The sequence below is a fragment of the Peribacillus deserti genome (assembly GCF_002863585.1).
GTDB classification, from domain to species: Bacteria; Bacillota; Bacilli; order Bacillales; family DSM-1321; genus Paraperibacillus; species Paraperibacillus deserti_A.
This window is the reverse complement of sequence record NZ_PGUY01000050.1, coordinates 1-26221: the sequence shown is the minus strand read 5'-3', so window position 1 is coordinate 26221 and position 26221 is coordinate 1. Positions and strand designations below refer to the sequence as shown.

Annotated in this window: 37 protein-coding genes and 2 pseudogenes; 28 read left to right on the top strand and 11 right to left on the bottom strand. The window is 39.0% G+C overall.

Annotation, left to right across the window (positions count from 1 at the left end; translation table 11 throughout):
• Positions 1-173: 173 nt before the first annotated feature.
• Positions 174-344, bottom strand: a complete 171-nt coding sequence (locus tag CUU66_RS24945) for a pentapeptide repeat-containing protein (protein WP_257968025.1) — start codon at positions 342-344, stop codon at positions 174-176.
• 55 nt (positions 345-399) lie between these two features.
• Entirely contained in the window at positions 400-720 is a 321-nt protein-coding gene (locus CUU66_RS24940) for a hypothetical protein (RefSeq protein WP_257968024.1), read from the bottom strand.
• Positions 721-949: 229 nt separating this feature from the next.
• Here CUU66_RS24940 and CUU66_RS24305 point away from each other — a divergent pair, with 229 nt between their 5' ends.
• Positions 950-1087 carry a hypothetical protein gene (locus CUU66_RS24305; RefSeq protein WP_180955318.1) on the top strand — a complete coding sequence of 46 codons (138 nt, stop codon included), beginning with the start codon at positions 950-952 and terminating at the stop codon, positions 1085-1087.
• 121 nt (positions 1088-1208) lie between these two features.
• On the opposite strand, the gene CUU66_RS16140 is transcribed toward CUU66_RS24305, so the two are convergent.
• Positions 1209-1733: an MEDS domain-containing protein gene (locus CUU66_RS16140; protein ID WP_101643999.1), complete on the bottom strand. Its 525-nt coding sequence runs from the start codon at positions 1731-1733 to the stop codon at positions 1209-1211.
• An 84-nt stretch (positions 1734-1817) separates the two neighbouring features.
• Positions 1818-2297, bottom strand: coding sequence for a metal-dependent hydrolase (locus CUU66_RS16135; protein ID WP_101643996.1), 480 nt, complete (start codon positions 2295-2297; stop codon positions 1818-1820).
• A gap of 202 nt (positions 2298-2499) precedes the next feature.
• Between CUU66_RS16135 and CUU66_RS24935 the strand changes: the two genes are divergently transcribed.
• From CUU66_RS24935 to CUU66_RS24300, 7 genes and pseudogenes are all read left to right on the top strand, one after another.
• Positions 2500-2631 carry a hypothetical protein gene (locus tag CUU66_RS24935; RefSeq protein ID WP_257968023.1) on the top strand — a complete coding sequence of 44 codons (132 nt, stop codon included), beginning with the start codon at positions 2500-2502 and terminating at the stop codon, positions 2629-2631.
• Positions 2632-2758: 127 nt separating this feature from the next.
• Entirely contained in the window at positions 2759-3010 is a 252-nt protein-coding gene (locus CUU66_RS16125) for a hypothetical protein (RefSeq protein ID WP_101643990.1), read from the top strand.
• A 429-nt stretch (positions 3011-3439) separates the two neighbouring features.
• Positions 3440-3856 carry a hypothetical protein gene (locus tag CUU66_RS16120; protein WP_101643988.1) on the top strand — a complete coding sequence of 139 codons (417 nt, stop codon included), beginning with the start codon at positions 3440-3442 and terminating at the stop codon, positions 3854-3856.
• Between the two features lie 89 nt (positions 3857-3945).
• Complete coding sequence (locus tag CUU66_RS16115) at positions 3946-4140, top strand: hypothetical protein (RefSeq protein ID WP_101643986.1); 195 nt, start codon at positions 3946-3948, stop codon at positions 4138-4140.
• A gap of 101 nt (positions 4141-4241) precedes the next feature.
• Positions 4242-4479 (top strand): annotated as a pseudogene (locus CUU66_RS16110) (DUF3977 family protein).
• Positions 4480-5514: 1035 nt separating this feature from the next.
• Positions 5515-6480 (top strand): catalase family peroxidase, encoded by a 966-nt coding sequence (locus tag CUU66_RS16105; protein ID WP_257968022.1) that lies wholly within the window; start codon positions 5515-5517, stop codon positions 6478-6480.
• Positions 6461-6637, top strand: coding sequence for a hypothetical protein (locus tag CUU66_RS24300; protein ID WP_180955317.1), 177 nt, complete (start codon positions 6461-6463; stop codon positions 6635-6637). The genes CUU66_RS16105 and CUU66_RS24300 overlap by 20 nt, the downstream gene beginning before the upstream one ends.
• Before the next feature lie 60 nt (positions 6638-6697).
• Here the strand turns inward: CUU66_RS24300 and CUU66_RS16100 are convergent, their stop codons facing one another.
• The gene (locus tag CUU66_RS16100; RefSeq protein ID WP_101643982.1) at positions 6698-7117 is read right to left on the bottom strand and encodes a YugN family protein; all 420 of its coding nucleotides are present in this window, start codon (positions 7115-7117) and stop codon (positions 6698-6700) included.
• A 247-nt stretch (positions 7118-7364) separates the two neighbouring features.
• A complete protein-coding gene (locus CUU66_RS24295; RefSeq protein ID WP_180955327.1) occupies positions 7365-7598 on the bottom strand; it encodes a hypothetical protein in 234 nt (77 codons plus the stop codon).
• A 128-nt stretch (positions 7599-7726) separates the two neighbouring features.
• On the opposite strand from CUU66_RS24295, the gene CUU66_RS16095 reads away from it, so the two are divergent.
• On the top strand, positions 7727-8122 hold the full coding sequence (locus tag CUU66_RS16095; protein ID WP_101643980.1) for a DUF4304 domain-containing protein: 396 nt from the start codon (positions 7727-7729) through the stop codon (positions 8120-8122).
• 293 nt (positions 8123-8415) lie between these two features.
• Here the strand turns inward: CUU66_RS16095 and CUU66_RS16090 are convergent, their stop codons facing one another.
• From CUU66_RS16090 to CUU66_RS16080, 3 genes are all read right to left on the bottom strand, one after another.
• Positions 8416-9045: a DUF2238 domain-containing protein gene (locus CUU66_RS16090; RefSeq protein ID WP_101643978.1), complete on the bottom strand. Its 630-nt coding sequence runs from the start codon at positions 9043-9045 to the stop codon at positions 8416-8418.
• Between the two features lie 423 nt (positions 9046-9468).
• Positions 9469-9786 (bottom strand): STAS domain-containing protein, encoded by a 318-nt coding sequence (locus CUU66_RS16085; protein WP_180955316.1) that lies wholly within the window; start codon positions 9784-9786, stop codon positions 9469-9471.
• A gap of 36 nt (positions 9787-9822) precedes the next feature.
• Positions 9823-10053 (bottom strand): hypothetical protein, encoded by a 231-nt coding sequence (locus CUU66_RS16080; protein ID WP_101643973.1) that lies wholly within the window; start codon positions 10051-10053, stop codon positions 9823-9825.
• 189 nt (positions 10054-10242) lie between these two features.
• On the opposite strand from CUU66_RS16080, the gene CUU66_RS16075 reads away from it, so the two are divergent.
• From CUU66_RS16075 to CUU66_RS16050, 6 genes are all read left to right on the top strand, one after another.
• The gene (locus tag CUU66_RS16075) at positions 10243-11106 is read left to right on the top strand and encodes a hypothetical protein (protein ID WP_101643970.1); all 864 of its coding nucleotides are present in this window, start codon (positions 10243-10245) and stop codon (positions 11104-11106) included.
• A gap of 275 nt (positions 11107-11381) precedes the next feature.
• Positions 11382-12200: an aminoglycoside adenylyltransferase domain-containing protein gene (locus CUU66_RS16070; RefSeq protein ID WP_180955315.1), complete on the top strand. Its 819-nt coding sequence runs from the start codon at positions 11382-11384 to the stop codon at positions 12198-12200.
• Positions 12201-12321: 121 nt separating this feature from the next.
• Positions 12322-12654, top strand: a complete 333-nt coding sequence (locus tag CUU66_RS16065; protein WP_101643965.1) for a hypothetical protein — start codon at positions 12322-12324, stop codon at positions 12652-12654.
• A gap of 474 nt (positions 12655-13128) precedes the next feature.
• Positions 13129-13488: an antibiotic biosynthesis monooxygenase family protein gene (locus CUU66_RS16060; protein WP_101643962.1), complete on the top strand. Its 360-nt coding sequence runs from the start codon at positions 13129-13131 to the stop codon at positions 13486-13488.
• Between the two features lie 213 nt (positions 13489-13701).
• The gene (locus tag CUU66_RS16055; protein WP_101643961.1) at positions 13702-15048 is read left to right on the top strand and encodes a TrkH family potassium uptake protein; all 1347 of its coding nucleotides are present in this window, start codon (positions 13702-13704) and stop codon (positions 15046-15048) included.
• Between the two features lie 1103 nt (positions 15049-16151).
• Positions 16152-16865 carry a class I SAM-dependent methyltransferase gene (locus CUU66_RS16050; RefSeq protein WP_101643959.1) on the top strand — a complete coding sequence of 238 codons (714 nt, stop codon included), beginning with the start codon at positions 16152-16154 and terminating at the stop codon, positions 16863-16865.
• Between the two features lie 218 nt (positions 16866-17083).
• Here CUU66_RS16050 and CUU66_RS16045 read toward each other — a convergent pair whose 3' ends face one another.
• The gene (locus CUU66_RS16045) at positions 17084-17434 is read right to left on the bottom strand and encodes a hypothetical protein (RefSeq protein WP_101643957.1); all 351 of its coding nucleotides are present in this window, start codon (positions 17432-17434) and stop codon (positions 17084-17086) included.
• A gap of 146 nt (positions 17435-17580) precedes the next feature.
• Between CUU66_RS16045 and CUU66_RS16040 the strand changes: the two genes are divergently transcribed.
• The 4 genes and pseudogenes from CUU66_RS16040 (at position 17581) to CUU66_RS24290 (ending at position 19941) form a co-directional block, all read left to right on the top strand.
• Positions 17581-17955 carry a hypothetical protein gene (locus CUU66_RS16040; protein WP_142383736.1) on the top strand — a complete coding sequence of 125 codons (375 nt, stop codon included), beginning with the start codon at positions 17581-17583 and terminating at the stop codon, positions 17953-17955.
• A 76-nt stretch (positions 17956-18031) separates the two neighbouring features.
• Positions 18032-18863: pseudogene (locus CUU66_RS16035) on the top strand (alpha/beta hydrolase).
• 215 nt (positions 18864-19078) lie between these two features.
• The gene (gene pnuC, locus CUU66_RS16030; RefSeq protein ID WP_257968021.1) at positions 19079-19801 is read left to right on the top strand and encodes a nicotinamide riboside transporter PnuC; all 723 of its coding nucleotides are present in this window, start codon (positions 19079-19081) and stop codon (positions 19799-19801) included.
• A complete protein-coding gene (locus CUU66_RS24290; protein ID WP_180955314.1) occupies positions 19798-19941 on the top strand; it encodes a hypothetical protein in 144 nt (47 codons plus the stop codon). Before pnuC ends, CUU66_RS24290 begins: the two co-directional genes overlap by 4 nt.
• Before the next feature lie 638 nt (positions 19942-20579).
• Here CUU66_RS24290 and CUU66_RS16025 read toward each other — a convergent pair.
• Positions 20580-20927 carry a YolD-like family protein gene (locus tag CUU66_RS16025; protein ID WP_101643953.1) on the bottom strand — a complete coding sequence of 116 codons (348 nt, stop codon included), beginning with the start codon at positions 20925-20927 and terminating at the stop codon, positions 20580-20582.
• Positions 20928-21142: 215 nt separating this feature from the next.
• On the opposite strand from CUU66_RS16025, the gene CUU66_RS16020 reads away from it, so the two are divergent.
• From CUU66_RS16020 to CUU66_RS24285, 9 genes are all read left to right on the top strand, one after another.
• Positions 21143-21562, top strand: coding sequence for an NUDIX domain-containing protein (locus CUU66_RS16020; RefSeq protein ID WP_101643951.1), 420 nt, complete (start codon positions 21143-21145; stop codon positions 21560-21562).
• Positions 21563-21627: 65 nt separating this feature from the next.
• A complete protein-coding gene (locus CUU66_RS16015) occupies positions 21628-22116 on the top strand; it encodes a DUF4306 domain-containing protein (protein WP_101643949.1) in 489 nt (162 codons plus the stop codon).
• A gap of 17 nt (positions 22117-22133) precedes the next feature.
• A complete protein-coding gene (locus CUU66_RS16010) occupies positions 22134-22553 on the top strand; it encodes a DUF1801 domain-containing protein (protein WP_101643947.1) in 420 nt (139 codons plus the stop codon).
• Between the two features lie 250 nt (positions 22554-22803).
• On the top strand, positions 22804-22947 hold the full coding sequence (locus CUU66_RS16005; RefSeq protein WP_101643945.1) for a DUF3941 domain-containing protein: 144 nt from the start codon (positions 22804-22806) through the stop codon (positions 22945-22947).
• 589 nt (positions 22948-23536) lie between these two features.
• On the top strand, positions 23537-24460 hold the full coding sequence (locus CUU66_RS16000) for a Nif3-like dinuclear metal center hexameric protein (RefSeq protein WP_101643943.1): 924 nt from the start codon (positions 23537-23539) through the stop codon (positions 24458-24460).
• 35 nt (positions 24461-24495) lie between these two features.
• Positions 24496-25293: a class I SAM-dependent methyltransferase gene (locus CUU66_RS15995; RefSeq protein ID WP_101643941.1), complete on the top strand. Its 798-nt coding sequence runs from the start codon at positions 24496-24498 to the stop codon at positions 25291-25293.
• A 109-nt stretch (positions 25294-25402) separates the two neighbouring features.
• The gene (locus CUU66_RS24930) at positions 25403-25645 is read left to right on the top strand and encodes a hypothetical protein (protein WP_257968020.1); all 243 of its coding nucleotides are present in this window, start codon (positions 25403-25405) and stop codon (positions 25643-25645) included.
• Positions 25561-25752, top strand: a complete 192-nt coding sequence (locus tag CUU66_RS24925; RefSeq protein WP_257968028.1) for an NUDIX domain-containing protein — start codon at positions 25561-25563, stop codon at positions 25750-25752. Before CUU66_RS24930 ends, CUU66_RS24925 begins: the two co-directional genes overlap by 85 nt.
• Positions 25753-25924: 172 nt before the next feature.
• A complete protein-coding gene (locus CUU66_RS24285; RefSeq protein ID WP_180955326.1) occupies positions 25925-26095 on the top strand; it encodes a hypothetical protein in 171 nt (56 codons plus the stop codon).
• Positions 26096-26221: the final 126 nt, after the last annotated feature.

Sequence of the window (26221 nt, the reverse complement as noted above, 5' to 3'; positions counted from 1 at the left end):
ATGTGCTGCCAAACAATGGCGGCACATTTCAAGTTTAGATAAGAGGTGAGGTCTTGTTCGTTATCTTTACTAAAGAAGCTTTCCATTTGGCGGGTTTCCTGTAAAAGTTGTCAAAATGTCTGCCATTTCGACTGTTTAAGAAAAACCCCAAAATAGAACCTTGAATTATTGAATCAACGATTCTTCCAATGTTCTGGTGTATGTAAACGAGGAGGCAGTTTTGTATGGGCACTTCCTTTAGCTGAATTTATTTGTGCCTGGGTGAGAAAGATGCTGCCGGTCAAATCCGCTCCGCTTAAATCGGCATCTCGTAAATCCGCTCCAATGAGGTCCGCGGATCTCATAACTGAATCCCGCAGGTCAGATGCAATGAGGAAAGCTCCTCTTAAATTGGCCCCTCTAAAATCGACCCCTTCTTAAATTAGCACCAATAAAGTCACTGACTTTTCGTGTTTTATCCGGTTTTTTTCGTGTATGGCTTTTTTTCTCGGGAACCTTTCCACGGACTAATTCACTTGTCTGCAGCAGCAGTGTATTCACAACAGATCTATGAGAAGGTAGATCTAGTTCTAAAAGAAATTGAGGACATAGATTGGTCAGTCTTTCAGTTTCTAACAATGCTGCTTCTAGCTGGGTATGTATGGAACGGGTGTACGTCAAGCAAAGTGATTCACTTAAAAACACAAGCATCTCGTAAAGCTGCTGCATAATCGGGAACACTTTGAACATCTCTTGGGCTAAAGCCGTATGAGTCCGCCAATCCTTTTTTTCGAACTCATATATTAGAACACTATTTTATACCAGATGAAGTCAATTATTATTTTAATTGTGTTAGAAATTGTTTTATACGCAGCCAGAATTGGTATAGAAAATGAAGGGGATTTTTTATCTTAAAAGGCCCTTTTTGGACAACTATTTGCGCTAAAGATATGACAGAGGAGGTGTCAGTATGTGCGAAGAAAAGTCAGAAGAAAGACTAAAGCAAGAGTTGGGATCCTTCTTTATAGATCCCAAACGGGAAGCTTTGCCTGCTTCTGACCATGAATCAAGCCAGCCCCTGGATTCTGTCAAAAGAGAAGCAGATTAATAGGGTTTGTCTAGTTTACTCTTTGCTTATGGCACTAAACCTTAAATCATCCTAATAAAAATTGCCATAACACAAAAAAGAACTGCATAGCAGCTCTTTTTTGTGTTCTTTACCCAGGGACCTAGCAGGGAACAATTTGTGTATCTGTCATATAATAACCGTGGCTTTTGAGTAAAGAACGCTTCATTAATCCGGTGAGCTCGGAGCTATCATACGCGCAGACAGATACTAGATTCATGTTAGATACCGATGGGTCTGCCAATTCTTCAAACTCCATAATAAGCTTTGTTATCTCTTCTTGAATTCCCCATTCCACATGGGCCCATGTCCGAATGGGAATATTTCCGTCGCGTAAAGGTTTTATCTTATTAAAAAAATAACGTACCATCGTTTGTGGATGGAATTCTCCATTGGAACAATAAAAGTCAAAATTATTGATGTGAGATAATTTATCCAATTCCTCATTACTCCATTTGTATTTCAATTCCTTATATATTAAAGGAAAAAGCCTATCATTTTCTAACAATAAGACAGGCTGCTGGTTTCTGATGCTTTCGGATATAAATGTACAGGCATTCTGAATATACCTGTCTATATTGTCAAATGAATAAAAAATATGTGCTCCTGTTTCGCTGCTATTACACATTAAGATAGCTCCTTATGTATGAAAACGCATATGAGATGTTTCCTTAAGGATATTATATAATGATCCAGTGCTTAAGCAGTAGTGTTATTTCAAATAAATTTGATATCCCGCATATACAATAAATAACGTCAATAATGATAGAAACCCTTTTTCAACGGTACCGCCTGTTTTAATTCCCCCTGGGATTCCCACACGAATTTTCAAAGGCCACAAAAATTGAATGCCCTTGACTGTAAATGCATCCAGAACCAAATGACTGACCATTCCAATCCAAATTCCCCACTCTATCGCTTCTGGCCAGGGAGTCATCTTGAATATCATAAAAGCTATAAGTAAAATAAATAAACTATGCGTGATGGTTCGATGGCCAAAAGTCTTGCTCACCAGCCTGTCCAGCAATGGAATCATTCGGCCGATCGTTGAGGTTGGTGAACAGATGTCAGGCAGGAGTGCTCCAGCTATACAACTGGTAAAAAATAAGACTTCTTGATCAATCGATCCCCCTGATTTTAAATAAAGAGCGCCGGCAGCTATTCCGCCGACTATGTGTGTTTTACCTTCCATAGTTCCCCCCTGATGTGTAAATCAATAGTACATACGTTCCTGCCTTACTATAATAACCCTTTAACTCTAAAAAAAGGAAGGGTAATTCAAATTGATTACTGAATTTTTTTGAGTGCAGGAGGGGACAGGAGTACATTAAAAAATCATAGTGAATCAAAATCTCGTCAAACTCTTTTCAGAATGCAGGACCGAGAAGAATTCCATGTTAATCCCTTCCGATATTATTCAGGGATTACGAAATTTATATGACGAATTAAAAGTGGAGGAAATTAATAAAACTGCTTTTGAAGTGATTGAAGTAGAGGAAGACCTGGATTCTAGCAAAAATAGATAACTGTATGGAAAAATAGATAAAAAAGGATTTTTAAGCGGTTATCTTTCAAGAATTCTGGGCCTATCTGCTCATTTACATTCTTTCAGCTCCAAGTATCATTGAGAGTATGGTAAAAGGAGTGTAGAAAATGAGTATGTCTAGAATGGAAAATAACAAATTAAAAAAAGGTGCCGCAATCAGGAGTTTCACTGTAAATAATATATGGACGAACATGGATGACCATATAGTCACCTTAGATATAGAACTGGAAAACGGTGTTTTGCTAAAAGATGCAAAGATGGAAATCACAAAAAAAGACATATTAGAAATGACTGAAAATCAATCCGAAGATGTTCGGGACGTAATCAAAATTGCTTTAGGTTTCTATTATGAAATGTAAAACTTCAGTAAAAAGGTCAGCCCACTGGGCTGGCCTTTTTATGCTTACGGGGCAAAATGCATGCCGGACTATTCCTGCTTATCTTGTATTTCTGCTTGAGGCTCCATATTTTTTTTCATCTACTTTTTTTAAGGTTGTTTTCGTAAACTTTGTTGTTATTGAACAAGGAGGTAGATTTCCACTACAGGATGCTCACTTTCCGCGGGGCGGGCGCTGAGCCTCCTCGGCTTTGCCTGTGGGGTCTCACCTGTCCCGCTACTCCCGCAGGAGTCTCGCACCTTACGTTCCAATCAACCTGTTTAACAATAGGATAGGTTCACCGAACTATTAAAAACAACAATCTTTTAGAAAAGAGCCTTTTTTAAAGAGAAGGGACTAGTGGAAGAGTTCTAGAATTAAAATATGATGACTTAACAACCGGAGGCAGATATGCGATTTTCAGAGCTAGTAACATGGAAGAATTATCAGCTATCGTTTGAACAAATTTCAGAGCCCAGAAAAAGCCAGTCAGCTTTAAGAATTTTTGTAAACGGAAGTGAGGATGCTACCGACCTCTTAATATATCCAGCCAGCGACGTCTCAACATTCCAAATAGATTTTCCTTCCTATGTTTCCTACATGGTGACTTACGACGATTACACACTCTTCGACGTTTCGGAAGTTTTCACGGGAGATTCATTTCGCATTTTTTCAAGATCAGCTTTTATAGACAAACAAATGAAACAGCTGCAACCGGTAAAGAAGTATACACATTATTCACTTTCTTGTATTGAGCATGTGGTAGATGTTATTTCATTTGATGAACCTTCTATTAGATTATTAAATAGCAAGGATGAACAGTTCTAGAAGCTGTATTAAGTGAAAAATGGACACAATAATTATCTGAATATTTCAATACATGTGTTACAATTAAGGAAAAGCAAGGAGAGGTTCTTATGACATTGGGAATCGTTGTCATAGGTATGGTGTGCGGGTGCATCATTTTAACCGGGGCCGCATCTTATATTCATAAAAAAAGAGATAGTCCATTGGATTTAGATGAAGGAATCAAAAATGCTTCGAATGCTCAGAAGATTTACACGGAAAACACTCTGCAAAATGCTAAGAATGATTATTTTCACCCCGGCTGAAGCTGACAAGACTTGGATAGGAACGAGGCAGGGCAGACCCCAGTTGATTGGTTCTGCTCTTTTTTTTGAACATTGTCACTTTCATGAATGGGAGATATATTATGAAATATATTGAGTTTGGAATAGGAAATACCTGGTTATGCAGAACTGAAACTGAGTTACCGGGCGGGACGGAATACGAGGAGAAAGGAATTAAAGGGCCCGTTACATATCACTCGGCTTATTTTAGAATGTGGATTGGCCGTACTGTTTTTTATACTAGATACAAGAGATGACTTTATGAAGATTAAAAAGACGCACAATAAATTTAAGTTAATTTATGGAATAACTAGTTATTGAATTTATAAGGCGAGGTTGGCTGATGCTCTTTAGCAAAACAATCGTAGCCCCGGAAAGCTTGGATGCTGAAACTGCTCAATTTGCCGACTTTTTTTATAAAATGGACGATTTTTAAATACTATTTAACACTCAAGGTACAATTTATTGTCTCGACTACTAAAAGGTGGATGATTTTTAAGTTTTTCATAAAGTTTTGAACTATCAGTGCAGAATATTTTTACCTTATGCTTATATTTTCAGCTTTTATGCTTGAGTTTATGTAGTTTATGCTTATGTTATCAAGGTTTATGCTTGAGTATTCGTCCGTTATGCTTATGTAACAAAAATCAATGCTTAAACTATATGGGTTATGCTTATGTTTTAGTGTTTATGCTTACAATCTCGTCTTCATCTACAACTAGTCTTTATGCTTTAAATAAAGTCTTATACTTATAAGTCAGCCCTTCTGATTATTTACTAGGGCTAACGCTTCCATGATTGATATTTAAATACTGGGTTTTGCTGCAAGCATTATGCAATGCTATTCTCGAGTATGTATCGTACTTCACAAATTATTGCGGGGTGGCTTTTTTGTTTTTTCTTCTATCGTTTATATGTATTTGGGGATGCAGTTTCATGACTGCTAGACTGTTTAGTTTGTTAGGCGGGAAACGGAGCCCTTTTGGCAAGACCCATTGGAAAGGTGATTTAACGATTACATTGGCGCAGAGTATATGCATCAGTATCTTACTTGAAATAGTTTAACGAAAATAGGTTAGTTTATTAAGCTATTATAATTTCAGCAATAGCCACTGGCTTTTTGGCTGGGCGGTCCAAACAGGTCTTACAGGATCCCACTTAAACCAATATGGTTTTTTTAGTTCAACCATATTCTTTTTCGAAGTTCACCCATATTGTCAAAGTTAACCGTGTCCTATCCCATAGCCTATATAAAAAACTGCCTTTCTTATAAATTTCAGGATTAACAATCCATGTACGAGGGAACAGATAAAAGCTAAATAAGCAACCTGATATTAAATGAAGGGAGACAACACCTTGAAATTTGATAAAGCAGCCGAATCTCCTCTTGAAGAGCAGTCTCTAGATTATATAGAAGCAGTGGCAGGGAAGTTTCCCGGTTACAGGCGGGCACATGCGAGAGGTAATTGCTATCAGGGTGTGTTTACACCAAACGGAAAAGCAGCAGCACTGACAGACGCTCCGCATTTACAGGAAGAGGCAGTTCCAGTGATTGTTCGTTTTTCTAACAGCTCCAGTAATCCCAACCATAGTGATGGGTTAACTCCTCCGAAAGGAATGGCTGTTCAGTTTATATTGCCTAATGATCAGATAACTAATTTAGTGTGTACAAACATTCCCGTGTTTTTCGCCCGGACACCCGAAACTTTTACAGAGGTATTAGAGTTAGCGGCTTCAGCAAAAAAAGGAGTTCCGGATCTTACATCTTTTCTTAAAATTGCTAAACAGGTTCCTGAAAGCACGGCTTTTATTGATTTAATGAAAGAGGTGCGTTTACCGGCGAGTTATGCAATGGCTCAATACTTTTCTATTCATGCTTTTTATTTTATAAATAGCAGCGGCAGGCGGCAGGCGGTCAAATATATCTGGAATCCGGACGAAGGAATGAGTACATATACGAAAAAGGATGCAATTAAGCTGCTTCACAATTTCCTGGATGAAGAATTAGATGAGAGGCTGGAGTCAGGACCAGCAGGTTTCACCTTAAATATCCAGTTGGGAAATGAAGACGATCCGGTCGATGATCCCACCATTGAATGGCCCGGAGACAGGCAGCAGATTACGATTGGTCATTTATCGATCACTGGTAAAATGGAAAACTGCCCAGACGATTTAGTTTTTGATCCAACCATCCTGCCTCAGGGTATTGAGTGCACGGATGATCCCATACTCCACTTTCGCCATTTAGCATATTCAGCTTCTAGTGACCGGCGATTAAGAGAAAAGGAAGGAAGGGGGAAAGGTGATCAAGCATCCATATAAAGAAATTGAGGAGCATTGGACCTGGGAAGTAATTTTTAGAGGAATCGGCGATCTTGTGGAGAATAAAGATTTAATAGAGACAACCAACAGAGAGTATATTGTAGGATATCTTTGTAAGTTGATACGTGAGGCTGAAGGAACGAAATCATCCCTTTAATCGGACGATCAGGGAAAACCGCTCAAAATGAAACAAAGCCATCCCGGGATGGCTTTGTTTCTATACGATATCCTGTCCTATTAAGGCAGCTTCCACTTGTTCTATGATTCGTTGACCAAATTCTTTGTAGCGGTCAGGAAAAGGTGCGTCTTTATCGGCAGGGGATTTAAATTGGTCCACTGAAGCAGCTACAGCCCCGATATTTCCTTCTTCATCTACTTCTGTTTCAAATAGATGGTCCAGAAGAAAAGGTGTTCCAATCTGAACCATTGTGCGGTCTTCTTCAAGAGAGTCGCCTAATGACTGGAAGGGAATACGCAAATATTGCTGATCCCCATGTTCATCGTCAATTTTGTAATCCAGATGTGCATGGTCATATTCCCAATTGTCACCCACATGAAAGCCCAAAGGTTCAAGGGTGTTTTTTAACGTTCCAAGCGCAACTTTTTTTCCATCAATGCTTGATTGAATAGGTATCATTCAAAAACCTCTTTTCTCTTATTTTGAAAGTATGCCCTGGTAAGGTTATTCACTATTTGTTTTTTTCCACCAGTCATATTTTTTCAAACATCAGGAAGTCAAGGCATGAGTGAGGAGTAATAATCAAATCATACAACTCATAAAATGGATTGAGGTTCTACTGTATGATCTTATAAGAGGTTTCGATTTTCTTATAGGGGATCAGTATTAATGGATTTTCACTGGGCGTGATTAGTTCGATATTCTTTTATTTTTCGTCAGGGGAAAACCACTTTAATCCCCATTTAGTGATCACTTCACCACGAATCCCTTTTTTGATCACTCCTTCTCTTGGTTTATACCTAATAACACCGTTTACTTTAATAAATTCCAAAGGATTGCGAAACCGGCTGGACAGCATCCAGTCCCAAACCGTTTTTTCATTAAAATAAACAACATCTTCCTTCATTTCTACGCGGTAAAGGCTTTTTGTTTCAAACATATTGCACCCCTCAGATCATTCTTTACTTTTTATATTTCTACGAAAGCAAACAAATTCCTCTTATAGAGCAGCTAATTCTCATAGATATGAGAATATGTAAAAAAATCTGAATAAACGAGGTGTTGTTGATGGCGGCTGGAAAAGAGAGCATGTTATTTGCGTTAGAAGAGAGAGTTGTCCCTGTGCTTAAGGCAAAGGGTTTTCAAGGATCTTTTCCACATTTCAGAAGAATTTTAAGCAGGGAGATTCATTTATTGTCCTTCCAATTTGATCGATGCGGCGGAGGTTTTGTGATAGAAGCAGCGAGCTGTCCGCTAAAAGGGCACACACATGCATGGGGTGAATACGTACCCCCTGAAAAAGTTACTGCTCACGATCTGCATCCGGATGAACGGATTAGACTGCAGGATGGGAAATGGTTTCGATACGATGAGTCATGCACGTGTGAAGAGATCGCCTCTGAAGTTTTACACCGCCTCAGTGAAGCAGAAGAGTTTTGGAGAAATAAAGTATTAGTAAAATAGTTATTTACTCAAAATACAAATCTGGAAGTGTGCCAATTAAAGAAAGCTTATTGGGAGTCGAAGACAGGGAGCCTCCGGTTTAACATGGGACCATATGGCGGACCAGTTAGCTAAAATGGAATTCGGAATGAAACTGTAACTAGAGGTAAGGCAAAACGATATAAACACCGCAACTGGAAACAGTTGATGAAATGGAAATCAGCGGTAGTCGAGTGGAAGTCAGGAAAGGAGGAGTAAACTAAACCTTTACAATAAAGCTTGGGGTGGCCAGGAAACCCAAGCTTTTTATGTGATCAATCTTTTTTCATCAGCCTGTTATGAAGCTTAGATAGGAATAGTAAAGCCAGAATTGTGCCAATCAGGGTTAATGACATATCCCATTGAGCGTCCCACATGCTTCCTTGAGTACCAAGGAAGTTCTTTGACTCCTTTCCGCCTCTCGTAATAAGAAAAAATAGCCATTCAATAATTTCATAAAGGGCAGAGATGGCAAGTGAAATACTAATTACGATAAAAATTAACCAGGAACCTCTGGGTACTTGAGTTCTCCTCAAAACAATCTCCCTTATAACAATGACTAACATCCCCTTCATCAGATGTCCGAAGCGGTCATAATGATTGCGGTTCAGTTCGAAAATATCCTGTATCCAACTAAAAAGGGGCACCCTGCTATAGGTGTAATGTCTGCCAATAAAGGTCAAAATTGAAAGAAATGTAATGATAAAATAGGCAAGAGTTGTAAGCCGGAATTTTTTGTATGCAGCCAAAACGATACTTATTCCCGCTACAGCCGGAGCCGCTTCCGCAGCCCACAGTCCATAACCTCCAACCGGCTTAATAAGCGACCATATTAAAAAGGTGGCCGCGAACACAATTAAAAGTAAATGAATGGTTTTGTTTTTTTCTTTTCTCAATCTATTCATTCCCCTAAGGTTTTTTAAATAGGCTGTTTTCCCAAACTTTGTTGCTATTGTACAAGAGGTTGATTTCCGCTCCAGGATGCTCGCTTTCCGCGGGGCGGGCGGTGGGCCTCCTCGTCTTCGCCTGCGGGGTCTCACCTGTCCCGCCAGGAGTCTCGCACCTTACGCTCCAATCAACCTGATTTAACAATAGGTGATGCAACAAAACTTATTAAAAAACAACAATCTTTTAGAAAAGAGCCTTTAAATAAGAAAAATGATTTATTCACCGTCTATTTTATCTTTGTCCCTAGTCCTTCATACCATGTATAATCGGAAATATTCCTTGCTATAGCTTGTTCCTTAAAGACGAGTGGAGATTAGAAAACAAGATATAATAAAAACCATCGAACTGAACGATGGTTATAAAGGTTTCTATTTTGTTTTTCAGTGATGAGATAATTTGATATAAGTAAGAGCCTGCTCTAAAGTGGACTTTGTCTTAAGTCCCTTTATTTCCATTCCAATTGTAATCATGTTCTGGGCAATTTCTGGCCGAATTCCTGTCAGGAGCGTATTTACTCCAATTAGCTTCAAGGCTTCAATTACTTGAAAAATCTGGTGTACGACAATGGTGTCGACGATTTGTACGCCGGAAAGATCCATGATAAGGGATTGCATTTTTAATCTTTCTGCTTGTTTTAAAGTTTGTTTCAATAAAAGCTGGGCTCTGTCTGTATCAAGATTGCCAATCAGCGGCAGCACTCCAACACTATTAAATAAGGGAATAACGGGTACAGATCATTCAATTAAAGCGTTGTTAGCGTCGTGCATGCCTCTCTGGTAAATACTTACATACGAAAGGCTTAAATAAAAAATTCCGCTGTCCAAGATGGGATTTATGATCGAATTCAATTCAAAAAGAATTTTGGCAGACATATTTTGAATCACTGCTTCACGCTTAATCTCCTGCCAGATATATTTTCGGTAATACCCTGTATCTTTAATGGTTTCATCGAACGAGGCACCCACATTGAAGCAATATTCTCCTTTTTCACGGCCCCAAGCTATGATTTTTTCCTGTATTTAATTTCGCTAAAAAAATTGTACTAGCTCTCACTGATTCCCACAATTAGTTTCGGGTCTTCCATTTCCATTATTTTAACGGCATGTAAATCGGGAGGTTTTACAAAAATAAGTAAAAATAAAGGGAGCCAAAAGATGTATCGGATAATTATCAGCCAAATCATAGTCATTTGTACGTTTGTTTTTACAACCCATAACATACTTGCTGCGGGATGGGAAGATGAGAATACACCGATCAGCTTTAAATTGGAGCTGCTTCCCTGGGAGGAAGCAACTCAGCTCATACCAAAGAAAACTAAGTTCACACTCATTGATGTGGAAACCGGTCTGCATTTTAAGGTTCAGAGACGTGCTGGCAATCAGCATGCCGATGTACAGCCTTTAACGGTCAAAGACACAAAAATCATGAAAAACATCTATGGCGGAAATTGGAGCTGGAAGCGCCGAGCGGTTATTGTGCTTGTAAATGATCAAATGATAGCAGCGTCCATGCATGGTATGCCTCATGGTGCTGGAGCACTGCAAAATAAATTCCCAGGGCATTTTTGTGTTCATTTTTATGGCAGCACTACACATCGGCTGAAAAATGAAGATCCTATTCATAAACTGATGATCATGAAAGCAGCTGGAAAGGAAAAAGCCTACCTTTATACACTCGAACCTGATCAAATGATAGAGCTATTAACAAAAGCGATTAATATGAGGGACTCATACCTCTTAAAAACAATCATCCCGCATGGCGGTACATCCGCATGTTTTAAGGAACAGATCAAACATGTATCGTATATGAGTCTCCTTGAACCAGCACAAAATAAAAAAGATGCAGGATATTTCCTTGCAGAGGTGCCGGTTCAGGCAGCTTTTTATTCCAAGAAATATGGAAAGCAGAATAAAAAATTCAATATCATTTTGACAAGGTACAATGTAGCTGACGGCTGGCAGATTAAAGATATTTCTTTATGTGATGAGCTCGATATACCCCGTAACATAAATGAATAGTAGTGAACTTGAAAAGCTGCCTATGCGGCTTTTTTTCTTTTCTGGCCAAGTTTATATATATCCTGATATTAGCTGAGGTGCGAAGATCATGTAGGAGAGGAGCGATAGAATACAGTAGTCCAAAAGGCAAGAGAAGGCTTAGGGATCGCCCGCGGATGGGCTGCAATAACGGATAAAGCTGACAAAGCTTTCAATTAATTAATAGCAATTGAAGGATAATATAGCAGAAGCCATAATTATTAATGGTATGGAAAGAGAAAAGGGGAGGGGCTTTCTTGACAAAGATACCGAGTGAGGTAGAGAACATTTTAAACGAATATATTCTTTTGTGGGATACTCATTTGCCTGGCGTTCTTGAGGGCCTTTATCTACATGGATCCTTATCACTGGAAGCTTATGATCGTGCAAGTGATATAGACTTTGCTGCAGTAACGGCACATCATTTAACAGTAAAAGAATTGCAGCTGGCAGAAGAGATACATCATACATTAGCCATCAAATTTCCTAAGCCCGAGATGGATGGTTTTTATTGTACATGGGACGAAATCGGTAAGCTTAAGCCTGCAAATCGAGAAACATCCCCCTTTTTTAATGGCGGCAAGTTAGGGTATTCCACTCGATTCAATCCCGTTACATGGTGGCTTCTAAAGACAAAAGGAATTCGGATTAGGGGCCAAGAACGTTCCGGTTTTAACATAAATCTGGATTCCGGGCAGCTCGTTTCATTTGTAATCGTAAACATGAATACATACTGGGCACAGCGTATTATAGCTATTGAGAACACCATGGATCATTTTCTATCACTTTCAGCGGAGGAAAGAAATGAGGAACTGGAATGGTGTGTGCTGGGGATGCTTAGACAATTTTTTACAATAAGGGAGCATGATATCATCTCAAAGCTGGGTGCAGGAGAATATGCGTTAAAGCATGTCCCAATGGAGTGGCATGGAATTATAAAGGATGCACTCGCTGCACGGTTGGGACGGCCGGTACAGAGGGAGATATCTGAACGGGTCAGGTTTGAGGAAATGATAAAATTTTTGAATTATTTACTTAAGGTTTGTAATGATTATGTAACCTACCGCTGCCCGTAGCTAATTTTTATGGTTTTAGACTTTCGTTATTACTTCATCACAGAACGCGACTTTATTACTAAACAAGTACAAAGGCATTCCGGTACCTTCCTGAATATAAAGGGAATCAGGGGGATAATTTATGACCGTGAAAAAACTATATTTGTTATTCATATTATTAACAGCAGCTCTGTATTTCGTTCTATTCAGTAATGGCATGACTACATCAACAACCTCAGAAATCAAAGTTCTTAAAAAAGCTCATTCGAAAGATTTCAAAGAAGCTTGGATCCAGGTGATTGATCCTAATTCCACGTATAGCAGGGTGGAAATTAAAATTATGGTTGAAGAGCCCATGATTTGGAATTTAATCGAAGAGAGAACTTCCTACTTAACCACCTATGAAAAGAATGAAGATAACCCATGGGTGCTTACTTTTATATCAAAAATGGGAGATGAACAGTCTCTAAGATAATGAATAAAGTAATTCATGGCGCCTATTAAAAGCTAATTCGGTTCAGAATGTAGAGTTTTTCCAAAAAGGAAAAGAATATCTGTATTTTGGACTTACATATGGATATGATTCTTTTTAAGGAACTAAGGGCGGCATTTCCTGCATACAAAGACTGAGCAACATACGAAGTTTATTGTATCCTGCAAAAAGGGCGAAGGTGTGGTCTTGTAAGTTTTCCCCTAAGTAAGACTGTTTGCTCTTGAAGAAGTAAAAATTGTAAAAAAACACACTAAAACTTCACAAGTCAACCCACAGACGGTTTTCTAAACCCACAGGCAGCTATTCTCGTATAAAATATCATGCTCTACTTTTATATGTACTCATTTTTATAGAAAGATTCTATTTCTATTAACGTTTATTAAACAAATTCCTGGCATTTGATAATCATTATCAATTATAATGTGTTTAATTCATTTTGAATAGGAATGGGGATTAATGTTTGTACAGGTACGGAATTTTACAGTTACGCAAGGAACTTCAGAACAGGTGGTTAACCGGTTCGGTAAAGCTGGACTGGTGGAAGAACAAAAAGGATTTATTGATTTAACAGTGTTGGTTAAAAAAGTCCGGTGCGGAGACGAAAAGGTGATTGTCCTTATTCGCTGGGAGTCTGAGGAACATTGGAAACAATGGGAAAAGAGCGATGCTCACATTGCTGGCCATAAAGCTAACCTTGACAAGCCTAAGCCGGATTATATTCTTTCAACCAGTGGGGGCTCTTATGGGGTAAAAGCGGTCAAAGAAGGGGAAAATGAAATTAAAAAAACAAACTGTGGAATAAAGGAAGCTGCTTAAATCCTGACCTGCATTAGTCAGCATTCTATGATCTTTCTCATACAGGTGTTATGCTAATAACATAAACTTTGAAGAGTATAAATCAGTAAAAATTCTACATAAACCAGCCAAGGATATGATTTTCATTTCTAGGAATGGGTATAAATAGTCATCAAGCTTGCTCTAAAGAAATACATGTATTAGAGTTAACAGACATAACACAGTGGGGTTAACATGAAAAAAATTAAAGACTACTTTGACCCGCCAAAAATTCTAGTGTTGGGCTTTGCTGCATTAATAATTGCCGGTGCCGTGCTGCTATCACTTCCCATTGCCACACATGATGGACAAGGCCTACCATTACTAAATGCATTATTTACTGCAACTTCGGCGACCTGTGTCACAGGTCTGGTTGTGGTAGATACTTCAGATACATTTACGACATTTGGCGAACTTGTCATCTTAACCCTGATTCAGATCGGCGGCTTGGGTTTCATGACTTTTGCAACTTTCTTTGCCTTTATACTGGGTAAGCGGGTATCTTTTAAAGACCGTTTGGTTTTACAGGAAGCATTAAATAATATTTCGCTAGAGGGAATTGTCCGGCTGGTCAAAAGAGTTTTGATTTTTTCAGCCATCATTGAACTGACAGGGGCTGCCATCCTTTCGATTCGTTTTTCCTTTGAAATGCCGATTGGTAAAGCAATTTATTGGGGAATCTTTCATTCCATTTCAAATTTCAATAATGCCGGCTTTGATTTGAATGGAGAATTTCGAAGCTTAACTCCATTTGTAGATGACCCTGCCGTAGTTCTTACAGTTTGTGCCCTTATTACATTGGGAGGCATAGGCTTCATAGTTATGAATGAAATATACGAATACCATGATACCGGCCGTCTATCTGTGCACACAAAAGTTGTATTGGTTTCCAGCCTGATTCTTACACTAGGGGCAGCTATCTTAATCTTTGTGTTTGAATTAGGGAACAGCAAAACCATAGAGCCGCTTTCTTCCACGGGAAAGGTATTAGGCTCCCTGTTCCAGTCGGTCACCGCCAGAACGGCAGGTGCAAACACATTGCCAATCGGTGATTTAACGCAGTCTACGCTGTTTTTACTGATCTTCCTAATGTATATTGGGGCTGGCCCGGGTTCTACGGCGGGTGGAATAAAAATTACAACCTTAGCCGTCCTTGCTTCCACGGTCTGGACCCAGATCAGAGGCAGGGAAGATGTCGTTCTGTTCCGCCGCAAGATTGTTTTAGAAACCATTTTAAAGGCTTTAACCGTAGCCGTGATGGGTATGTTCTTAATTATGGCTATCACTATGATTCTTACCATAACGGAAGGTGATCAGCATAACTTCATTATGTACCTTTTTGAAGCCTCTTCCGCATTTGGCACAGTAGGTCTATCCATGGGACTGACACCTGAATTAACTCCCATTGGAAAAACAGTTATCATTTTTACCATGTTTGCTGGAAGATTAGGCCCTTTGACGCTGGCCTATGCCTTAACTATGAGAAGAAAAGGAAAAAAAGAGCCTGTTGGTTATCCAAAAGGAAAGATCATGATTGGTTGATATTTTCTATAATTTTTACCGCTGAAAGGTGGATTGTATGTTATAAAATACTTAATTGAAAACATGAGCGGTATTTGGAGGAGCCTGTCACCAAGGGACTACTATGTCCCTTGGTGACAGGCTCTTTTTGTATTTTTTTAGCTCCTGGTACAAATCATAGAGGGATAGTAAGGCGGAAGTTATATGTTATTGATCCTACAAATAGCCATCATATTAATAGCTTCAAAAATAGCCGGCAGTGTTAGTGTAAGGCTCGGGTAGGATCCAGCCACAAAAAGAATGGTTCTACTAAGAAACTGGCAACACAGGTCCCACTTTTTCAGTCGAAGTAAAACTAATAGTCATTCACGGCATTTTCTGGCGGTGAATTGAAGCTCACCCGGAAACCAATAAGTCATTCACTTAGATTAGTATTATAAAGAGGTATAGTAAAGCGGCTCTGGCCGCTTTCTGCCCTTTGATTGCTTCGTGGCAATTTGTTTGGCGACAAGCAGAATCCTCTAAAATTTTTAAAAATCCTCTTAAATTCATAAAAACACTCTTAAAACTCGAAAAATCCTCTTAAATTTTTAAAAATCCTCTTAAAACTCGAAAATCCTCTTAAATTCATAAAAACACTCTTAAAACTCGAAAAATCCTCTTAAAACTCGAAAACACTCTTAAACTTTGAAAAATCCCCTTAAGCTTCACTAGTCACTCCTTAAAGATTGAACCCAGTGAAAAGCTCAGTTGATCAATGTAATTACACAATAACGCGGGATTCTCGTTTTCCTTTCACTATAATTCTGCCCTCCATACCAGAGTATTACTGTAACAATTATGAAACAATTGTAACAAAAATCATCTCGAAAAGAATTTTAGTATATCTCTTTTTAAGCCCTGGATCCCTGTTTTAGCTGCCTGATTAGATCATTAGGTATGATATTCAAGCGATATATACTCGTAAATTCGGACCTTTAAGCGGTCATTAAAGGGCGTTTTTAATGAAGGGAAGCTAACATAAACATCCCTTATATTCATGTACTTTTAATATTCCTGTAACTATAAAACTGGATATATTTAGTAGAATGAAATAGTAATCTTTGGAAAGAGGGGCTGCTATTTTGGGAGAAAGTATTCTTAGTGAAGAAGATGTATTACTGATGCTCGACCATTTATTGAAGGAAAATTCAAGGTTTAACTGGGACACCTTCTATTCGGACAAGGACAGGTCCATTCCCTTTTTTGTGAACTATCCAGATGAAAATTTAGTGAATTACTTCAAACAAGGGATCTTGTATCCGGGTAAAGTTCTGGACCTTGGCTGCGGACCGGGAAGAAATGCACTTTACCTGGCAGATAAGGGCTGTTTCGTCGATGCAGTAGATTCATCTGAAGAAGCCATAAATTGGGGAACGGAAAGAGCTAAAGACAGAAATATACCGGTAAATTTTATACATAGGAATATTTTTCAGTTGAAAGTAGACGAAGGAACCTACGATATCGTTTATGATTCAGGCTGCTTTCATCACATACCCCCGCATAGAAGAATGAGCTATCTACATTTACTAAAAAAAGCTTTAAAACCAAACGGGTATTTCGGGCTTACCTGCTTCATTCCGGGCGGAGAGTTAGGCGGGGCCGAAATATCAGATTATGAGGTATATCGATTATGGAGCCTGAAGGGCGGACTTGGCTTTACGGAAGAACAACTTAGGTCCATCTTTAATGATTTTGAAGTGATTGAGATGCGCCGGATGACAGACGTAGCTGACGATACCGTTTTTGGAGTTCCGGATTTAATGACGGCTTTGTTCAGGCTTAAAAAGAGCAGCTAACAAAGATTTAGGAAGAACTGCCTTTTTTAATGCGGGGTCATGCAGCTTCGCTTATGGCCATGATTTTCTCTTTTACATTATTGAAAGTAAATGGCTGCATGCTCTTCTAAGCATGCGGCTTTTTATGTGAAGGAACCTGTCACATAGCCAGTTCCTGAATTAGTGTATCAGCGGCTTGGAAATTCAAATTTACGAAAATGCAAGCTTGATTCCATAACTCAAATGGATTTGCGGAAATAAGAATGATAGACCTTACGCAGATTCGGTTCTCCCTGAATATTGGCCACAAAAAGATCTTTTGCTTCTCTTATTAATAAATCTTTTACATTTTTCAGTTTTATCGGACCAACTCCAGGGAGTTTTTCCAGGATGACTATATCGAACTCCTTATTCTTTTTCTTCAGCCGAATGCTGCCATTTCCGGTTCCCTCCAGTTTCCCTAAGCTATAAGTAAATAAAAACCGCTGCTCAGTATATGCCGATAACTCAGGGAGACCTAAGCCTTCATACAGGGAAGGAAATATATGAAGAACTGGCGGATGCGTAAATGTAAAAGAATTTATTTTCATTTTTCTCTCCTTTCGTGCCGCTAATAGTATAGCCAATATTTAGCTTTTTCGCTCTTTTGAGGAACTTATTTTTAGGGTTCGCTATTAGGAATTAAGAGTGAATGTATGAAGCCGGTTTTGGATCCATTAGGTATAATAGTTAATTAATGGCTGCAAAAATATGTGGGTTGAAAAAGAGGGCAATTATGTGCGGTATAGAATTCGTTATAACAAATACGTTTAAAGAGGCTGCGAAAACAGAAGAAAAAGTTATGTTTGATGAACACTTGTATTTTTATCTCTCTAACGCTGAAAAATACACGGACACTTTCAGCCTTCTCTTAAACTCAGATCTTTATGGAGAAACTTTTTTAGGATTCAGTGAAGTTACCAAGCTAAGAGAAGAATGTGAGGGGATCCTAAAGAAATATAGGGGCATTGACCACAGGGCAAGTGAAATCAGGCACTTTGCCCAAAGCTTAATTATTTTATGTAAAGAAGCTATAAAGCGTAAGAAGAATGTGTTTGCCCTAGGAGACTAGAGTCAAAAAAAATTAGATCTTTGATTCTAAAAAACGATTTTTATTAATAGTTATGTAGGTGAGGCTGTAAATGGATATGAAAAGATATTTTATTAAAGAAGAGAATATGGATGTACATATAACAGAATGGGGTTCTAGAAGGAAGCCGGTTATTTTTTGTCTTCATGGATTAGGCAGTACTGGATTTAGTTTTATTGAATTAGCGGAAAAATTAAAGGAATATTTTTGCCTGATCGCGATAGCTATGCCTGGGCACGGAAAAACCTCTCCTTTTGCAGAACTAGAAGAATATGAATATCCTCACCTCGCTGCCTGGGTGAATCAAATCCCAGAAAAACTCGAAATCAATACGTTTTACTTTTTATCTCACTCCTGGGGAAGTTTTACATCATTATTTTATCTAAGTATGTTCCCTGAAAAAGTCTTGAGTGCCATTCTGGTTGATGGCGGGTACCAGACTAAATGGCGGAAGGGAGAAACAATGGAGAAAGAGGCTGCCTATTATGAGAAGAATTTTAATGAATATGTGTTTAACAGCTGGGATGATTTCTTAACTGCATAGAAGGCAGCTTAATCAAGGTGGTCTCCATTACTGGAGACGGCTGTTCGGGATCTTGGTAAAGAAGCAGATGGTAAAGTGATCTGGCACGCCAGCGGGGAAACCGCGAGAGCTGTTATCAGAGCCATAAATAAAAATGAAACGGAAGAAATATATCATTTGCTGCCCTCATTCATTCTCCTATTAAGGGCAGATCTTCGAGAGGATTGGCAGGCCTAGATCTTTAACGAGCGAGTTATTTGAACAAAAAACCAGGGGAAAAGTGAGACTGGTCAAGGATTCAACCCATCTGCTTCATTGGGATAAACCAGATGTCGTAGTGGAAGAGATAAGGAAAATGTGGAGCTAGGAGGAAGAGCTTCGGCGAGCTATTCCTAAGGAGGTGTATATACTGGATAAATACTTATGGACTCTTATATGCTGGGTGACTTCTGTTTTATTGCTCTGCTATACGGTAACTATTGACACCCATGAAAATCTTTACTTGATAAGTGCTTTGATTATTGCATCCATTCCAGGACTATGGCTCAAGAGTAAACAGAAAAACGAAAAATGAGCTGCATTATGATGAATAGAATTGGAGAGATTTATTTGTTTAAAGACTGGACGCTGTTTGAAAAAGTATGGCTGGCCGTTTTTACTGCAGTAAATTTATATTTATTTTTTACCTGGGATGATACGATGTTAGGCTTAATCAGCTCCATTTCAGGAATGTTATGCGTTGTCTTGGTTGCAAAAGGGAAAATCAGCAATTACTACTTTGGCATCATTCAGACCGCTGCTTATGCTTACATCTCTTATACGTATCAGCTATACGGAGAAGCCATGCTGAATGGACTGTTTTACCTACCGATCCAATTTATCGGCATTTACTTATGGAGAAAGAACCAAACAAGCGAAAGTGTTAAAGGTGAAGATGTCGCGGTTAAACGAATGAATGCGAAAGCATGGATTACTTTTATTGTCCTTACTCTCGCTGCATCGTTCATATATGCTATTCTGCTGACGAAAATTGGCGGCAAGCAGGTTCATGTGGATTCGTTCGCAGTTGTATTATCCATCGGGGCTCAAATTCTTATGCTAAAGTGCTATGCGGAACAATGGGTGGTGTGGATTGCCGTAAATATGCTTTCTATTGTACTTTGGGGAACGGCTTTAAAAACAGGTGGAAACGATTATACCGTGTTAGTCATGTGGACTGCATTTTTGTTTAACAGTGTTTATGGGTATATGAACTGGCTGAAAATGGCTAGAGAACAAAAGGCACCTGGAGTGAGAGCTGCATGACCATGAGAAAAACGGGAATGTACGGATGGAAATTCCTGCCCCTTCATATGGCTTTCGAACGTTACATTAAGAAATTATTAAATGACCAATTTATTGTGAAAAGAGCGAAGACAAGCAGCCGGATTACTGGAAAAATATAGTTACTAGATGATAAGCTTATTCATAACCTCAGCTTTTGTTATAAAAGTGGGGAAAATCAGGGTAAATTAAAAAAGGAACTTCTCCACTTGGAAGTTCCTCGGCTGCCGGGTAAGTTTTGGCAGCCTTTTTTGTTTTATTTTATTAACGCGCTGCCATTAAGCAGCGGATCCTGCTCGGTGATCAGAGTATATATACCACAAAGTACTTCTTAAGCATTATTTATCATTCTAGCTCCTTTAGATATGTTAAGCCTGAGTTTTAACGAATTGATTCTAAGAGCTGGGAGAGCTACATTAATTAAAAATAGAAGTATATGTATAGTTCTGCTCCAAAATGGTCCTTCACAAATAGTGGCCCTTATTTCTCCAACACGGCAGAAGGCAGTAAAATACGCTTTTAACCGAATAACCAATTATTACATGAACATAATTCTTTATAAGTATTGCTGCCGACCACCATCAGGCTGCCTTCACGCCCATAAGAAAGCCGTACAAAGATAGAATTATTTTCGTGGGTTTAATACATGTAATTAAATAAAGCTTTCGGCTGGGGTTGCATTCTATACAGGATGTCCATGCTTAGGTAAAAAAAGCCAATTAGCGTAAATGCAGCTATTGCCATTTAGCCTGTCTCGGAGCTATCTCTCTATGACTTCAACTTTGACGATATCAGCAAAAAGCATTTTCATTAAACACGCCTCCGGAGTATTAAGCTCTAGATAAATGATCTTGTTTATCGCATCCAAACGGTGTGCCAGCCCCGTATATTCTTTGTTAAAACCGTCGTCCCATATAGTAATTTGGAGTAAAAAGGCAAATTCCATCGCTAAGCAAATCTTGCTTTCAAATTCTTGGATTTGATATTCATCCAGAATGGGTTTTTCCAGTTTGTAATAGTCCGTTGTGACCCCCCTTAACATCGCTATGTGTTCAGGCATAAAAAACGCACCATGCCATTTTATTTTTCCGCGGTCTCTGAGTGACATGAATAATTCCCCCTCACTGTTTAGTATACTCTCAAACAGGAACAAATGTTCCTATTTTGTTTTGGAAAAGTTTATTTGGCTCCTGTTCCTTAGGTCATTATTTGAAAAAAAGTTAAAGAAGGAATTAAAGGAGGTGTGTCTAATTACTAATTAAAAGCTTACTAGTATGTTAAACAGTAAGCGCAAGTTAAAAAGCAAATGGGGATTAAAAGAAAATGCGAAATAGAGGGTCTGCAATCGTTATAGAAAACCAAAAGGTAGCTCTGATCAGAAGGGAATGGAATCAATGTATATACTATGTCTTTCCAGGAGGGGGAGTTGAAAGAGGGGAATCACCTGAAGCAGCGGCTGAACGGGAAGCTTACGAGGAACTGGGAGTAACAATCCGGATTAGACAGTTATTTGAGACGGCTGAATATAATGGTACACAATATTTTTACCTTGCTGAAATAACAGGAGGTACATTTGGGGAAGGAGAGGGAGAGGAGTTCAATGAAAACGGGCAGGGGACCTATCAGCCTGAATGGGTAGATATTAGCAGCCTGATGAGCCTGGATGTAAGGCCTGAAATAGTATCAGGAAAGATAGTGGACCTATTTCAGACCCTAAACCTAAACAATACAGAAAATGGATAACATATTGAGAAAATGTTTACCAGCCAATATTTGGAATGTTATATTTGTATATGAGGTGATAACCATTGTTTAGATATAGCATTCAGGCAGGTTTAGCATGTGGTGTACTCCTATTCTGCGGTTTGGTGTCATGGTACGAAGGAAGTGCTTTACTGGATGACCCTTATGATTGGAAGTATACCCTATTCTTTACACCTTTGTTCCAGGGAGGCATGGAACATGTGGAGGGAATCAGCGAAATTTCTCAATTGGATTATTTTGTTTATGCAGCAAAATATAAACCATTGTTTCCGATGATCATGCTATTCGTTGCTTTTTATCTCGCTATTCTTACAGGATATAAATTTCTGGGAAAAGCTAAAACAGCATTTTCAATTTTTTTGTTAGTCTTAGGAGTGATCTCATCCTCTCTGAGTATATTCATTCTAGATTCCCCTACACACGGCGGGGAACTCCTTTCATTTGTTTTTATATGCAGTGGAATAGGATTCCTGGTTGCTGCCGGCGTGTATTACTTTAACTTATTGGAACGTTTTTATAGAAAGTTAACGTAAAATTAGGAGGGGGTACTATGTATGAACTTAAAACAAAAGAAACAGAGAACAATGTGATAGAGTTTATTGAAGCGGTGGAAAGTCCCAAAAAACGGGAAGATGCATACAAGTTACTGGACATCTTTACTGAAACTACGGGCTATACTGCAAAAATGTGGGGACCGAGCATTATTGGCTTTGGTTCGTATCATTATAAATATGAATCGGGCCACGAAGGCGATGCACCTCTTGTTGGCTTTTCTCCCCGCAAGGCCAAAATCAGTTTATATTTTGCTCCTGGCGATCAGGAGAGAGAACAATTGTTACAGAAATTAGGAAAGCATACCACAGGAAAGGCATGTGTGTATATCAATAAATTAGCGGATGTTGATATAGACATTATAAAAGCACTCATTGTTCAATCAGTGGAATTATTGAAACAAAGATATCCTGATTGAGGCTGCGTTTCTTGGCTGTGTCATTGGGGATGAGCTGCTTATAGGGACAGGTATTTCCAAAGGAACTCCAGCAAAATTCCGTAAATACCTGGCGCTTCCCCGGAACCATTCTTAAAAACTGTAGTACATGCATTTTGAGGCAACAATGCTTGAGAATTCAGCAAATGTTAAAGATATGCCGAAGTCATACATAAATTGCAACTTAAAGGCACACCTTATTATCATATTTTGGCGAAAAGGAGGAGCTTGCATGGTCAAATCAAATCCTACAACAAAAGATGATAATAAGCTGCCGGAGGACAACAACGCAAGGAACCGTGAAAAAAACATCCAGGAAGAACATAATAAGGAAATGGGTAAACATAGCTACTCAAAGAAAACAGATCATCTTTAAAATTGGCTCTTTTCTAAAAGATTGTTGTTTTTTAATATGTTTTATTACGTCACCCTATTGTTCATTCAGGTCGATTGGAACGTAAGGTGCGAGACTCCTGCGGGAGCAGCGGGTATTGTCCAGCTCCGGACTGACACCTTCGGTCATAAGCCAATCGCCATTAAAAGGCAAAATCGGCCTTTTACTGCCGCTAGTCTTATGCCGGTCAGGTGTCTGCTTTTCTTTAAGCGTTTAGCCTTTAATTAAAAAGATCATCATTCAGTTGGGATGGATCTTTTCTTGAAAAGCACCGTCCTCCGCTTTTCGATCAGGTGAGACCCCATAGGCGAAGCCGAGGAGGCTCAGCGCCCGCCCCGCGGAAAGCGAGCATCCTGTAGTGGAAATCTACCTCCTTGTTCAATAACAACAAAGTTTGCGAAAACAGCCTTTAAAATTAAACGGGAATTCTTTTCCCGGTTTTTTTTATTTTTTCAAATCATATACTCCGGCAGGCAGCTGGAGTTTAAGAGAGCAGTTTATTATTCGATGACTATATAGCCGGTGGTTAAATATATGAAAAGAAACTTATAGAGAAAACAAAAGGGGGAGAATGGTAGTGCGGTTGGAGGAATTGGTTGTAATAATGGACCAGGAGTTTGCCCTTGAGAATTTTGGAAAAGATCCTGCCTTTAGCCGGTTTTTGCCGGATGCTTATGATTCGGTACTTTTTGATTGGAAATCACAATTCGAATTTCCTTTCACCCAGCGTTTTAATGGTTTGTTGATCAAAGGTTCTCCTTTTGTCCACCGAATATTTCTGGCAGTCTTTCCGACGGACCATGTTCTTGAACACTTTATAGAAAAAAGCAGTGAGGGAGATCTTTTGTTCATGCACCACCCTTTGTTAATGGAATGTGGTGACCCTAGGGGCAGATGGGGAAAGGGTTTCGTACCTATAAAAGAAAATTGGATCAGAGGAATAAAAGACAAAAAGCTATCCGTTTATACATGTCATGTTCCTCTGGATTATCATTCATCATTAGGCACCAGTGCTGCCATAGCCCGCATCCTGAATGCTGAGATTGTGGATGGGCTTGTGCCAATCCATGTAAATAAAACTCCCCTGATTTTAATTTGCCATATTGATCCCACGGATACAAACAGCTTAATCCATTCATTAAAACAAATATTCGAAATTCCATATGTTGATTTTGATGGACAGAAACATCCTGATATTCAGAAAATAGCTATAGTTGCTGGCTGCGGAGATAAAGTCCATTGGATGGAAGCAGCAGAGAAAAAAGGAGTACACGCGTACATTACTGGGGAAATACACTGTCATATTGACAACGCGTATGGGAGAGAGAAATTCAGCGCTATGAAAGAGTTTGCATCAACGACCTCTATGTCGCTGATCGGCGTCTCACATTCCGCATCAGAATATCTTGTAAAGAAGACACTGATAAAGGAATGGCTTGAACATACAATTGGCATAGAGACGGTCCTCATACCTCAGGAAAAGTGGTGGTTGTAGACCGATAAGTTCAAAGTTTAATAGGGGGAATACAGATGAAATCATATGGTCCGGACTTATTTAAAGGGACAGCTTTCTACTATTCTCGATATAGACCCGTCTATCCTGGCTCACTTATACGATATCTAATTAACCGGTTTTCGCTGGATGGCCAGGGAGTTATGCTCGATCTAGGCTGCGGCAACGGAAGACTTTCCCTTAGATTTACCGACTGGTTTCAGGAAATAACCGGTGTTGATACAGAACCTGAAATGATAGATGAAGCTGTCCGTTTATGCAGGGAGCAAAGGCTGGAGAATCTAAACTGGTTTTTGGGTGACTTACAATCCTTTCGGAATCAATATCATAACAGCCCTTTTAAGTTAGTTACCATAGCACAGGCATTTCACTGGATGAAAAGAGAAGAAACATTGAGTATATTATACGATATGATTCACACCGGGGGAGGAGCCGCTATCATTGATTATTCCACGCCAGACCTGGAGCCCCCGGCGTGGAAGAGAAAAGTAAATGAAGTGGTCAAACGCTGGTACGGCATCAAAAGAAAAGCTGGTGAAGCTGTGTATACCCATCCATCAATTAGCCATGAACAGATTGTAAGAGAATCCAGATTTACTTTAGAAACCCAAACCCTGCCGCAGCATGAAAAAAAGTGGTCTGTGGATGATATCATTGGAAACTTATATTCAACCTCATACGGATCCAAGCGATTTCTGGGTGAAAAAACTCCTTACTTTGAAAAAGACCTAAAAGAAGAATTACTTTCTCTAAATGACGAAGGAATTTTTTGGGAGTCCATGCAAGTTTCTATTAAACTGGCTATTAAGATTTAATATATTAAGAGTGATACATCTACCTTTATTGCATGCAAAAAGAATACGAAATAATTAGGAGATTAAGTAAATCACTAAAAAATGCGATGGAAACATGGGGGTCTGCCATTTGAACGTCCTTAAGAATAATGGTTTTAAATTTCTAGGGTTTTTACATATATCTGAATTTGCCCTTCTTACATACCAGCCATTGGCTGGTTCATTTGCGATTATTGCTTGTAACGGAAAATTCTTAATTGTTATAACATCAGGAAAGGCCAATGGGAAATACCTGCCGGAAGCAGAGAAGGCCATGAAACTCCTAAAGACTGTGCGGCGAGAGAACAATATGAAGAAACCGGCCAGCTCGTGACGGATTTAGAGTTTAAGGGATTGCTAAAGGTACAAAACCAGTCAAATGGAAGCATCAAATATAACCCGATATATATGGCAAGTATTGAACAATTACATCCTTTTTAAGAGAACGGGGAAACTTCCCAAATTATGCTTTGGGATCTAAAGGAAGAGATTGGTTTCATTGATGAAATCGATGTGAAAGTTTTTGATTTTATTTCTACTTCCTGATTTTGAATTCGAGTTTATTAAAGTTTTCTGCTAAAAAAAAATATGACTGCGGGGAAGGGGAACTAGTATGCTAGAGACTATACAAGCTATCTTTATTGACAGAGATGGAACGATCGGCGGTGGCAGTGATGTAGTTTATCCAGGGGAGTTTACTTTGTTCCCAGAGGTAGACAAAGAGCTGATGAGATTGAAAAAATCTGGCAGACTTCTTTTCTCTTTTACAAAGGCTCTTTTCTAAAAGATTGTTGTTTTTTAATAGTTCGGTGAACCTATCCTATTGTTAAACAGGTTGATTGTAACGTAAGGTGCGAGACTCCTGCGGGAGCAGCGGGACAGGTGAGACCCCACAGGCGAAGCCGAGGAG